The sequence below is a fragment of the Pseudomonas sp. S11P7 genome, assembly GCF_023195435.1.
Lineage (GTDB): Bacteria > Pseudomonadota > Gammaproteobacteria > Pseudomonadales > Pseudomonadaceae > Aquipseudomonas > Aquipseudomonas fluorescens_G.
The window spans coordinates 2548889-2561429 of sequence record NZ_JALPKS020000002.1 but is presented as its reverse complement, the minus strand read 5'-3'; the positions used below and the strand labels follow the sequence as shown (position 1 = coordinate 2561429).

Here is a 12541-nt window from a genome sequence, read left to right as displayed (position 1 = left end):
ATTGCATTTCAGACAAAGGTCTTCACTGCCCCTTGGCCGACAACGGCGGTGTGCGCGGGGGATCTGGCGTTTGTTGCCGGTGGATTCGAAGGCGGCGGCCAGGCGCAGCAGGCTGGAGTCGTCGTAGGCGCGGCCGGCGAAGGTCAGGCCGACCGGCATGCCGATGTCGGCCATGATGCCCATGGGCACGGTGACGGTCGGGACGCCGAGGTGGCGGATCGCGAGGTTGCCGTTGGCCACCCAGATGCCATTGCTCCAGGCGATGTCGGCCGAGGCCGGGTTAACGTCCGCGTCCGCCGGGCCGACGTCGGCGACGGTGGGAAACAGCACGGCGTCGAGGCCGAGGTTGTCCATCCAGTCTTCGAGGTCCAGGCGGCGGGTCTGTTCGAGGCCGCGCAGGCCATCGGCCACCGTAGGAATTTCATTCCACGGCGTAATGCCGCGCTCAGCCATGCGTACGTATTCGTCCATGCCGGCGGCCAGATCGCCTTCACGGTTGGGCAGGGTGCCTGGATCGTGCGGGAAGATCTTCGGCCCGTCGACGTCAACCAGACGATTGAGTTTCGGGTCACCGTTGGCCTGCAGGAAGTCGTCAAAGGCCCAGGCGGTCAGGTCCCACAGTTCATGATGCAGAAACTCTTTCGACACCAGCCCACGGTTGAATACGGTCGGCGCGCCGGGGCGATCACCTTCGCAATTGGAGACGAGCGGGAAATCGGTTTCGATCACTTCAGCGCCGGCCGCTTCCAGCGCCTGACGCGCCTGCTGCCACAGCTCGATCACCGAGGCGCGGGTGTTGATGCGCTGACCGGTCGGGCCACCGATGCCCGGGGCTTCGCTGGTGCCGGCTTCGGGATCGGCATTGATATACATGCGTGGGATGGCGAACCGTTTGCCGGCCAGCGCGGCACGGTCAGCCGCCAGTTCGGCGTAAGACGCCGGGCGCACTTCGTCGACGCGCGGGATCGGCACCCACGGTTGCAGGCGCCAGAGGTCGCCACGGGTGTCCGGGTCTTCGGCGACCACCACGTCGAGCACTTCGAGCAAGTCGGCCATGGTCCGCGCGAACGGTACGACCACGTCCATGGTCGGGGTCAGCGGCCAGTTGCCGCGTACCGAGATCACCCCGCGCGACGGCGTGTAGGCGCACAAACCGTTGTTGGACGCCGGGCCGCGACCGCTCGACCAGGTTTCTTCAGCCAGACCGAACGCGGCGAAACTGGCGGCGGTGGCGGTGCCGGCACCGTTCGACGAGCCGGAAGCGAACGGCGCGGTCAGGTAGGCCGCGTTATACGGGCTTTCAGCACGCCCATACACGCCGCGTTGCATGCCACCATTGGCCATCGGCGGCATGTTGGTCTTGCCCAGGCAAATCGCCCCGGCGGCGCGCAGGCGTTCGATGGTGAAGGCGTCGCGATGGGCGACCAGATCGGCGAAGGCCGGGCTGCCCGACGCAGCCGTCAGGCCTTTGACCAGATAACTGTCCTTGGCGGTGTAAGGGATGCCGTCGAGCGGGCCGAGTGTTTCGCCTTTGGCCCGGCGAGCATCAGACGCTCGGGCCTCGTTCAAGGCTTCAGGGTTGCGCACCACCACAGCGTTCAGCGCGGTCGGCGTATCGGCGCCGTCGTAGGCGTCGATGCGCGCCAGATAGGCCTCGACCAGCGCTACCGCTGTGGTCTGGCCGGATTCAAGCGCGGCGCGCAATTGCGCAATGGAGACTTCGGTGACTTCAATCATGCGCTCACCGCCGTTTGCGGTTGGGCGTTATAGCAATAGCTGTTCATGGCAGTTCTCGTTGCACGGCTTTACGCGACAAGGTTAAGACTGGCGCCTATTTAACACCAAGCGGCGCGCGGAGTAATCGACGGGATTGATCTCCCACCTGTTTCAACCTGACTGACGCCATCGCGAGCAGGCTCACCCCTACAGGAGAACGCATTCCAAATGCAGGCGTGAGCCTGCTCGCGATAGCGGTAGTCCGACCGCCATATTCCTTCAGTCGATCACAGAACGCCGTACTCCTGCGCAGTACGATCCACCGCAATCCGCGTCTTGTCGATCAACTCATCCAGCTCCGTACGGGTGGCAATCAACGCCGGCGCCATGATCATCCGCCCGAGTGTCGAGCGAATGATCACACCTTCCTCGAAGCCGATCGTGCGGCAACGCCAGGCGATGTCATTTTCGTTGGCAAAGCGCTTGCGACTGGCCTTGTCTTCAGCGAACTGCAGCGCCGCCACCAGGCCCACCCCTGAATCTCACCGACCAGTGGGTGATTGCCAAACACCTCGCGCAGGCAGTTTTGCAAGTACGGGCCGGTATCGCTTTTCACCCGACTCACCACACCTTCATCGCGCAATGCCTTGAGGTTGGCAATCGCCACTGCCGCTGCAACCGGGTGCCCGGAATACGTCAGGCCGTGGGCAAACACGCCACCTTTTTCCACCAGCGCCTCGGCCATGCGCCGCGACAGGATCAAGCCACCCATGGGGATGTAACCCGAAGTCAGGCCTTTGGCGATCGACAGCGTGTCCGGCTGAAAACCGAAGGCTTCATGAGCAAACCATTCACCGGTGCGACCGAAGCCGCCAATCACTTCATCGGCGCACAGCAGCACATCGTATTGCCGGCAGATACGCTGAATCTCCGGCCAGTAAGTGGCCGGCGGGATGATCATGCCGCCCGCGCCCTGGAAGGGTTCAGCGACGAATGCCGCGACCTTGTCGGCGCCCAGCTCAAGGATTTTCTCTTCCAGTTGCCGCGCTGCACGCAGGCCGAATTCCTCGGGGGTCAAGTGACCTTCGTGAGCGAACCAGTACGGCTCATCAATGTGCGCGACGTCGGGAATGCTGCCGCCCATCTCGTGCATGAATTTCATCCCGCCCAACGCCGTCGCCGCCAGGGTCGAGCCGTGGTAACCGTTCCAGCGGCCGATCATGATTTTCTTCTCGGGCTGGCCCATCACCTGCCAGAACTTGCGCACGGTGCGGATCAGCACTTCATTGGCCTCTGAGCCGGAGTTGGTGTAGATCGCGTGGCTGTAGTGTGTGGGCAGCAGGCTGAACAACAGCTCCGAGAGTTCAATTACCGCCGGGTGGGTGGTGTGGAAAAACATGTTGTAGTAGGGCAGTTGCTCAAGCTGCTTCGCCGCCGCCGCGGCCAGATCCTTGCGCCCGTAACCGAGGTTGGTGCACCACAGGCCGGACATGCCGTCCAGATAACGCTTGCCATCGTTGTCCCACAGGGCCAGCCGATCGCCGCTGACCATCACGCGCGGGCCTTCTTCGTTGAGCGCTTTCTGGTCGACGAAGGCGTGAATGTGGTGCGCGGCGTCGGCAGCCTGATAGTCGCGGGTCGAACGGTCGGATTCAGCGGACATGGCGGATCTCCAGAGGAATGGGCGAGGGCGGGCGCTCGCATCAGCGCTGCCTGGCTAAAGTTTTGTCACCTTAAAATATTTTTGTAAAGAAAATATTTGTCGGTGAAAAACTATCGCCGTAGGCTGGGCGCCATTGGCACGGATCATCAGAGGCAACATGAGCGGACTCAGAGAACGGCAAAAGGAACAGCGCAGGGAAGTCATCGCCGCAGCGGCACTTGAATTGTTCATCAGCAACGGTTTCGCCTCGACGACGCTGGACCAGATCGCCGTGCAGGCAGGCGTTTCCGCCCCGACCGTGGTGAATTACTTCGGTGGCAAACAGGAGATTCTGCTGGCCTTGCTCAAGCAGCCCGACGAGCAGGCCATGCGCGAGTCGCGGGCGAATCTGGACGATGACAGCGATCCGCTGGAGGCGTTGTGCGAGTTCGAAGGTTTGATGACCGATTACCAGTTGCAAGCGATGCCGGCGTCGCTGTGGCGTGAGTTGGCGCCGTTTCTGCTGACCGGCGAACTGGCCGAGGCGATGAGCCCCTGGAACGCGGCCGTGATCGAAGAAACCAAAGCGCTGCTGCTGCACTTTCAGAAGCGGGGAAAGTGCGCGAATCGATCGATCTCGACGTGGTCGCGACCCTGTTCAACCAATACGCGAACATGGCCTTCATCCGCCTCGCCACCCAGCAAACGCCGGACCGCACCGCGCACGCTTCGCACATGCGCGCCGTGCTCAGCCTGTTATGTCACGGCATGCTCGCGAACTGAGCAACGTCCATGGTTCGTTAAGTTGATGAGCGACACTCAAGTTACCGTTTGTGGACCCGGCTCACGGCGAATCTGACAACCGTTCATCGCTCGACTACGCTGGCTTACGTATCCCTCACTGACACTTGGGCGTAAGGAAACAGGCGCATGCGAAGCAGGCTGCTGGCGGTTGGGATGGTGCTGTTGGCAATGGTCTGGAGCAGTGTCGGCTGGGCGCTGGATGTCGCGCCGAAAACGACCGACGAAGCGGTCGAATTGAAGGTCGCCAACCGCAGCATCATGCTGTTTCGCGCGACCATTCTCGGCGAGGCGCCGGCATCGCGGGTCAAGCGCGCAAAAATGGTTATCAACGAAGCGCTTAACGAAGACGCCGAACTGAGGGTCAGCACGGATTCGATCCAGAACAGCTACATCGTGCTGATCGGTGATAAACGCGCCTTTATCGTTGCCCCCAAGGACATCGACAGCCTCGAATATTCCTCGGTACAGGACGCCGCCGAAGGCGCGGCCGAGCGCCTGCGCCAGGTAGTGACGGAAACCCGCGAGGCGCGCAACCTGCAGATGATCGTGCGCTCGCTGGGGCTGGCGGCAGTGGCCACGCTGATTTATCTGGGGCTGCTCTGGTGCCTGGCGTGGTTGCGGCGCAAGTTGCTCAGCAAACTACCGGCGCTGATGGATCGCCACACCCGCGCATTGAAGGTCGGGCGCGTGCAACTGATCGATGCGAATTTTCTCTATCCGCTGGTCAGCCGCTTTCTGTTGCTGCTGCGCTGGTTGCTGATTCTGTTGCTCACCTACGAGTGGCTGGGTTTTATCCTCTCGCGGTTTCCCTATACCCGGCCGTGGGGCGAGAGCCTCAACAATTACCTGTTCGAACTGGCCGGTTATCTGCTGCAAGGGATTGTCGATGCGATCCCGGGCCTCGGCGTGGCCCTGGCGATTTTCTTTATCGCCCGTGGCGTCGTGGCTTTCACCCGGCGGGTCCTGCGCCGCATGGCCACGCCGGGCACGTTCAGCTGGCTCAACCACGAAACCCTGCAACCGACGCAGCGCCTGACCGCGCTGGCGGTGTGGCTGTTTGCGTTGGCCATGGCGTATCCGTACTTGCCCGGCGCCGGCACCGATGCGTTCAAGGGTTTGTCGGTGTTGATCGGTCTGATGATTTCGCTTGGCGCGACCAGCGTGGTCGGGCAGGCAGCGGCGGGGTTGATCCTGACCTACACGCGCACGCTGCGCCCCGGCGAGTTCGTGCGCATTGGCGAGTATGAAGGCACGGTGACTGAACTGGGCATGTTCACCACGCGGATTCGCACCGGTCTGGGCGAGGTGCTGACGCTGCCCAATTCAATGATCACCGGCACCGTCACCAAGAACTATTCACGCACCGTGCAAGGCCCCGGTTATGTGGTCGACACCGTGGTGACCATCGGTTACGACACACCTTGGCGACAAGTGGAGGCGATGTTGCTGGAAGCGGCAAAACGCACGCCGGGTGTGCTGGAAGATCCACCGGCGCAGGTGTTCCAGACGGCACTCTCGGACTTTTATCCCGAGTACCGACTGGTCGCCCAGGCTATTCCAAGCCAGCCACGCCCGCGCGCCGTGCTGCTGAGCATGCTGCACGCCAATATTCAGGATGTGTTCAACGAATACGGCGTGCAGATCATGTCGCCGCATTATCTGGGCGATCCGCCGGATGAGAAGCGCGTGCCGCCGGAGAAATGGTTCACCGCGCCTGCGCAAGCACCGCGGGACCAATGACCGACGCATAAAAAAGTCCGCCACAACGGGCGGACTTATGTGCTGGGTTTTCGCCTCAATCGATACGCGGATGCTGTTGCGCCAGTTCATTACGCTTGGCTTGCAATGTAGCGATTTCGGCATCGATGTCTTCGATTTTCTGTTCGATGTTGTCGTGGTGCTCTTGCAGCAGTTCCTTGGCTTCTTCAAGGTCGGAGGCCGCAGGGGCTGCTCCGCGCAGGGGTTTGTTGGCGGTTTCCTTCATGGTCACGCCCGTGACCAGACCGACCACAGCGATGACCATCAGGTAATACGCCGGCATGTACAGGTCGTTGGTGCTTTCCACCAGCCAGGCCACAGCGGTCGGGGTCAGACCGGCTATCAGCACCGAGACGTTGAAGGCACTGGCCAGTGCGCTGTAGCGGATGTGTGTGGGGAACATCGCCGGCAGGGTCGAAGCCATCACGCCGATGAAGAAGTTCAGCAACACGGCGAGAATCAGCAGGCCGGAAAAGATCAGGCCGATGCTGCCGCTGTTGATCAGCATGAACGCCGGAATGGCAAAGATGAACAGGCCGATACTGCCGACCACGATAAATGGCTTACGGCCGATCTTGTCACTGATGAAGCCAATCAACGGCTGCACGAACAGCATGCCGACCATGATCGCGATGATGATCAGCACGCCGTGGTTTTCGCTGTAATGCAGATTGTGCGTCAGGTAGCTCGGCATGTAGGTCAGCAGCATGTAATAGGTGACGTTGGTCGCCGCCACCACACCAATGCAGGTCATCAGGCTGCGCCAGTGCTTGGTCGCGACTTCCTTGAACGAGACTTTCGGGCCGCCGGCCAGACCTTCGCGGTCGCCTTGTTCGAGTTTTTCAACGTGCTGCTGGAACGCTGGGGTTTCTTCCAGGGCATGGCGCAAATACAGGCCGATCATGCCCAGCGGCAAGGCGAGGAAGAAGGGCAGGCGCCAGCCCCATTCCTCGAAGCGCTGCTCGCCAAGAATCGTCGAGATCAACACCACGACACCGGCGCCGAACACGAACCCGGCGATCGAGCCGAAGTCCAGCCAGCTGCCGAGAAAGCCGCGCTTGCGGTCCGGTGCGTATTCGGCGACGAAGATTGAGGCGCCGGTGTACTCGCCACCGACCGAGAAACCCTGAGCCATTTTTGCCAGCAACAGCAGAATCGGCGCCCAGATGCCGATCGAGGCGTAGGACGGGATCAGGCCGATGGCAAAGGTGCTCAGCGACATGATCACAATGGTCGCGGCGAGGACTTTCTGCCGCCCGTATTTATCGCCCAGCGCACCGAAAAACAGGCCGCCCAACGGCCGGATCAGGAACGGTACGGAGAAGGTGGCGAGTGCGGCGATCATCTGTACGCCGGGATCGGCACCTGGAAAGAACACTTTGCCGAGCACATAGGCGACGAAGCCATATACACCGAAGTCGAACCATTCCATGGCGTTGCCCAGCGCGGCGGCGGTGATCGCCTTGCGCATCTTGGCATCGTCGACAATGGTGATGTCTTTCAAACCGATGGGTTTGACGGTTTTCTTGCGTGGTTTCATCCGGGTCTTCTCTTTGCTGATCCATCGTGCCGCGTAGATGCCATCTCTTTGATGGCGCGTGCTCTTTGGCTCAGATACATGAGGACACGAAATAATTCACCAATGGCGGGAATTAATTTCGGCAGGCGGGTGGTGCAGCTCCGAGCCTTGTTGGAGCTGTATTGCCTGACCCACCGCTATCGCTGGCAAGCCAGCTCCCACAAGGGTTTTGGGTGTTGCCGGAATTTATGTCCGCCGCCAAATTCTGTGGGAGCTGGCTTGCCAGCGATGGGGCCGGATCAGACAAACTTGTATTGCCTGACCCACCGCTATCGCTGGCAAGCCAGCTCCCACAAGGATTTTGGGTGTTGCCGGGATTTTGTGTCCGCCGCCAAATTCTGTGGGAGCTGGCTTGCCAGCGATGGGGCCGGATCAGACAAACTTGTATTGCCTGACCCACCGCTATCGCTGGCAAGCCAGCTCCCACAAGGATTTTGGGTGCTGCCGGAATTTATGTCCGCCGCCAAATTCTGTGGGAGCTGGCTTGCCAGCGATGAGGCCGGATCAGGCAAACTTGTATTGCCTGACCCACTGCTATCGCTGGCAAGCCAGCTACCACAAGGGTTTTGGGTGTTGCCGGGATTTTTTGTCCGCCGGCAAATTCTGTGGGAGCTGGCTTGCCAGCGATGAGGCCGGATCAGACAAACTTGTATTGCCTGACCCACCGCTATCGCTGGCAAGCCAGCTCCCACAAGGTTTTTGGGTGTTGCCGGGATTCGGTGTCCGCCGCCAAATTCTGTGGGAGCTGGCTTGCCAGCGATGAGGCCGGATCAGGCAAACTTGTATTGCCTGACCCACTGCTATCGCTGGCAAGCCAGCTCCCACAAGGATTTTGGGTGTTGCCGGGATTTTGTGTCCGCCGCCAAATTCTGTGGGGGCTGGCTTGCCAGCGATGGGGCCGGATCAGACAAACTTGTATTGCCTGACCCACCGCTATCGCTGGCAAGCCAGCTCCCACAAGGTTTTTGGGTGTTGCCGGGATTCTGTGTCCGCCGGCAAATTCTGTGGGAGCTGGCTTGCCAGCGATGACGGCATGACAGCCACTAGAAGACTTACAGCGCAGCCTTCACCTGCAACCCAAACACCAACGCATTGTCGATGTCCTGCCCGGAAAACGCCCCCGGGTTCGATGATGTATTGCAGGTTCGGCCGCAGCGTCAGCCACGGTGTGGCCTGGTAACCGTAGCCGAGTTCGATCAGTTGCTCGGCGCTGTCCAGGTTGGGAAACGTGGTGCCATTGGCCAGCGCGGCGTCTTGCTGCACGTCGCGGCTGCGCGGGTTGGGCACGGCGCGGCCGTAGCCGAGTGCGAGGGTGTCACGCGGGCGACCTTCGAACGGTTTGTACAAAACCACGCCAGTGCCGTACCACTTGCTGAACGGCGATGCCGCTTGGCTGGCCGCCGAATACTGGCCGAAAGCATGCAGGCTGCGACCTTCGGAGGATGGCGAACGCCACACCGCTTGATCGATCAGCAGGTAATGCCCGCCACGACCGGAAACGTCGTCATCGCTGCCGATGCGTTTGACGTCGGAGCTGTCGTAGTAATAGCCGACCTTGTACTCGCCCGGCAGCGCGCCGGCGTGTTTGTACACCAGCTCGATCGGCACCACGGTGCCAGTGGTGTGTTTCGGCCCCAGGTGCCACGCGCGGCTGGAGTTGCCGTTGCTCGACGGGTCGACATTGAACGCGGCGACGCGCAGTTGCCAGGCTGGCGACAGGTCGTATTTGACCCGCACGCCCAAGTGCGCGTTGGGGTAATTGGCCCAGCCGCTGCCGCCGGACATGTTCAGCGGATGGCCGCAGAAACCGGCGTTCATGAAGTTGCACAGAATGCCGCTGTCGAGACCGCCGAGGTCGTTGCCCATGGCCATGTACCCGAGTTTGACGTTCAGCGCCGGGGTGAACAGGCTGCGCTCGTAACTCAGTTCGGTCAGGCGCGTGTACAGGCCGCCGTAGTTTTCCTGGATCGGCAAGCGGTTGCCGACCAGATCTTCGGAGGCGCTGTTGCCGCGTCGGTCGTTGATGTTCAGCTGGACCTTGCCGGCATTGTCGACGCCGTAGAGTTTGCTCAGGTCGAACTGCACACCGAGCTTGATGTTCTGCGAGTAACGCGCCGAGCGATGCAGACCACCGTCGGCGTTGTAAGCGGTTTCGCCGCTGTAGTCGCCGGTGAATTTGATGCCGTCTTCGTCGAGTTGATGACGCAGGCCACCCCAGTCACCGGTAAGGGTGCTGCGGCTCAACAGATCGGAATCGTCAGCGGCGAACGCGGGGAGGGTGGCGGTGCAGGTGAGGCCCAGCAACAGGCCCTGGAACAGTGTGGAACGGGAAAAGCCAACAGCCAAAAACATCAGAAACTTCCTGCTGAAAACTTGAGCGATAGGGGAAAAGCAGCGCGGCACCCGAAGGTGCCGCGCTTGACGTGGTCGCCGTGGGTTACGGCAGGGCGTAGGCCATCACGTAGTCGCCACGATCGGTCGACTGACGTGCGCCGCCGGCGGTGACGACGATGTACTGCTTGCCGGTTTTCGGCGAAACGTAGGTCATCGGGCCGCCCTGGCTGCCGACTGGCAGACGCGCTTTCCAGACTTCTTCACCGTTGCCGCTGTTGAAGGCGCGCAGGTAGAAGTCCTGAGTGCCAGCGATGAAGATCAGGCCGCCCTGAGTCGACAGCGTGCCGCCGAGGGTTGGCAGACCGATCTTGATCGGCAAGTGCATGCGGATGCCCAGCGGACCGGTGTCTTCAACGGTGCCGACTGGAACCTGCCAGGCGACTTTCTGGGTCTTCATGTCGATTGCGGTCAGGGTGCCGAATGGCGGCGCCTGGCACGGAATGCCGGCCACCGACAGGAAGCGGTTCTTGTTCACCGCATACGGCGTGCCCTTGAGCGGCACCGCGCCCATACCGGTGTTCAGTGCTTCACCACCGCCAGCGGCCTGGCCTTTGTTCTGCGACGGGATCATCTGAATCCACAGGCCCAGACGCATGTCGTTGACGAAAATGAAACCGTGCACCGGGTCAGTGGAAATGCTGCCCCAGTTCATGCCACCCAGCGAACCCGGGAAGCTCAGCGATTTGTCGGTACCCGGCGCGGTGTACAGGCCGTCGTAGCGCATGCTCTTGAAGTCGATGCGGCAGAGCAGTTGATCGTAAGGCGTGGCGCCCCACATGTCCGACTCGGTCAGGTGCTGCGCACCGATCTGCGGCATGCCCACCGATTTTGGCTGGGTTGGCGAGTACGGCTCGTTCGGGATGTTCGCTGCTTTGACCGGCACGTCCTTGACCTCGGTCAGCGGTTTGCCGGTGGCGCGGTCGAGCACGTAGATCTGCCCGGCCTTGGTGCCGATGACCAGCGCCGGAATGCTTTTGCCGTCCTTGTCGAAGTCGATCAGGCTCGGCTGCATCGGCAAGTCGAAGTCCCAGAGATCGTTGTGCACGGTCTGGTACACCCAACGCTCTTCACCGGTGCTGGCGTCCAGCGCGAGGATCGAGGCGCCGTACTTGTGGTCCAGTTGACTGCGCTCGACCCCGTAGATGTCGGTGGACGAACTGCCCATCGGCAGGAACACGGTGTTGGTTGCCGCGTCGTAGGACATTGGCGCCCAGCTGTTCGGCGTGCTGCGCACGTAGGTGCTGCCGTCGGCCGGAGCCTTGCGGTCCTGCGGGTTGCCCGGGTCGAACGCCCAGCGCATGGCGCCGGTGATCACGTCAAAACCACGAATCACGCCGCCCGGCATGTCGCTTTGCACGTTGTCGGCGACGCGACCGCCAACCACGACGGTGGTGCCGGCCATCAATGGCGCGGACGACAACTGATAATAGCTGTCCGGCACGTCACCCAGACCGGCCTTCAGATCGACCTGACCGTTGTTACCGAACCCCTGGCAGAACTCGCCGGTGTCGGCATCGACTGCGATCAGACGAGCATCGATGGTGTTGGTCAGCAGACGGCGCTGGCAATTGGCAGCCGGCGCCGGTTTGGCTTCGATAATCGGTGAATTGGCCGGCTGCGCGATGGCCGCAGTGCTATCGAAATACGCCATGCCACGGCAACGCTGCCAGACTTTCGACTGGGCGTTGATCTGGTTTTTCCAGATTTCCTTACCAGTGTCGGCGTCCAGCGCGATCAGGTTGTTGTGCGGGGTGCAGATGAACACCTTGTTGCCGACCTGCAGCGGGGTGAGCTGATCCTCGGCGCCATTGCCATCGCTTTCGGCGATGTCGCCGGTGTGGTAGGTCCACGCGACTTTGAGCTTGTCGACGTTGTTGCGGTTGATCTGATCAAGCGCGGCAAAGCGGCTACCACCTTCGGTATTGCCGTAGTGCGCCCAGTCTTTCTGCGCCTTGGCCGGCTCGACCGGGGTCAGGCCCGGGCCGGCGCCAGTGTCGGCAACGGTCGGGTGGGCGACGAACATGTTGCCGCCTGCCACCGCCACGCCCACCGCCAACACCGCAGCCACGGCATAGGCGCCGCGACCGGCAACCTCACCGTTGGCACGCTTGAGCAGGGGATAGACCAGCGCCACGACCAGACCGATCACGCTGAACATGAACAACCGCGAGAACACTGGCCAGAACACCAGCCCGGCATCGCTCACCGCCCAAATCGCGGTACCGACGAGAAAGGCTGCAAATAGCCAGGCGCCGGCAGTCTTGCAACGAGCGATCAGCAGGCCGGAAACCGTCATGACCAAACCACCGACCAGGAAGTACCACGACCCTCCCAGGCTGACCAACTTCACGCCGCCTGCGGCGAGCGCCAGGCCGAGCAGGGCGATGACCACACCGAGCCCGACCAGAATGAACTTTGATATGCCTGAGAGGCGTTGACTCTGGTTCACGTTGAATGTCCCCGTTGAAATGAGGTGCGCAGTATATCGTTAGGTAACTACCTAGTTAAAACACAAATTTTCACGATAAAGCGTAGCCCCGCGATTCAGGCGCGGGTTCGCTGGTGTGTTGCTGAATGAGTTTGCGCCGAGGCAGCGGAGGAAAAGCCCGGTTGTGTCAGCGTCGGTGGGATTAATGACAGCTATAAGT

At 61.4% G+C, this 12541-nt stretch carries 4 protein-coding genes and 3 pseudogenes; 2 read left to right on the top strand and 5 right to left on the bottom strand.

Going from position 1 to position 12541, the window contains the following annotated elements; genetic code table 11:
- Window positions 1-22 precede the first annotated feature (22 nt).
- Together M0746_RS11895 and M0746_RS11890 are read right to left on the bottom strand one after the other, a co-directional pair.
- Window positions 23-1737, bottom strand: a pseudogene (locus M0746_RS11895) (amidase).
- Between the two features lie 266 nt (window positions 1738-2003).
- A pseudogene (locus tag M0746_RS11890) lies at window positions 2004-3379 on the bottom strand (aspartate aminotransferase family protein).
- Window positions 3380-3536: 157 nt separating this feature from the next.
- Here M0746_RS11890 and M0746_RS11885 point away from each other — a divergent pair.
- Both M0746_RS11885 and M0746_RS11880 read left to right on the top strand, forming a co-directional pair.
- On the top strand, window positions 3537-4217 hold the full coding sequence (locus tag M0746_RS11885) for a TetR/AcrR family transcriptional regulator (RefSeq protein ID WP_258449311.1): 681 nt from the start codon (window positions 3537-3539) through the stop codon (window positions 4215-4217).
- A gap of 71 nt (window positions 4218-4288) precedes the next feature.
- Window positions 4289-5902: a mechanosensitive ion channel family protein gene (locus M0746_RS11880; protein ID WP_258449310.1), complete on the top strand. Its 1614-nt coding sequence runs from the start codon at window positions 4289-4291 to the stop codon at window positions 5900-5902.
- 55 nt (window positions 5903-5957) lie between these two features.
- Here M0746_RS11880 and proP read toward each other — a convergent pair whose 3' ends face one another.
- The 3 genes and pseudogenes from proP to M0746_RS11865 all read right to left on the bottom strand — a co-directional run bounded on the left by proP (window position 5958) and on the right by M0746_RS11865 (window position 12342).
- Window positions 5958-7460: a glycine betaine/L-proline transporter ProP gene (gene proP / locus M0746_RS11875; RefSeq protein ID WP_208937535.1), complete on the bottom strand. Its 1503-nt coding sequence runs from the start codon at window positions 7458-7460 to the stop codon at window positions 5958-5960.
- A gap of 1091 nt (window positions 7461-8551) precedes the next feature.
- Window positions 8552-9851: pseudogene (locus M0746_RS11870) on the bottom strand (carbohydrate porin).
- Between the two features lie 85 nt (window positions 9852-9936).
- Window positions 9937-12342, bottom strand: coding sequence for a glucose/quinate/shikimate family membrane-bound PQQ-dependent dehydrogenase (locus tag M0746_RS11865; RefSeq protein WP_258449309.1), 2406 nt, complete (start codon window positions 12340-12342; stop codon window positions 9937-9939).
- Window positions 12343-12541: the final 199 nt, after the last annotated feature.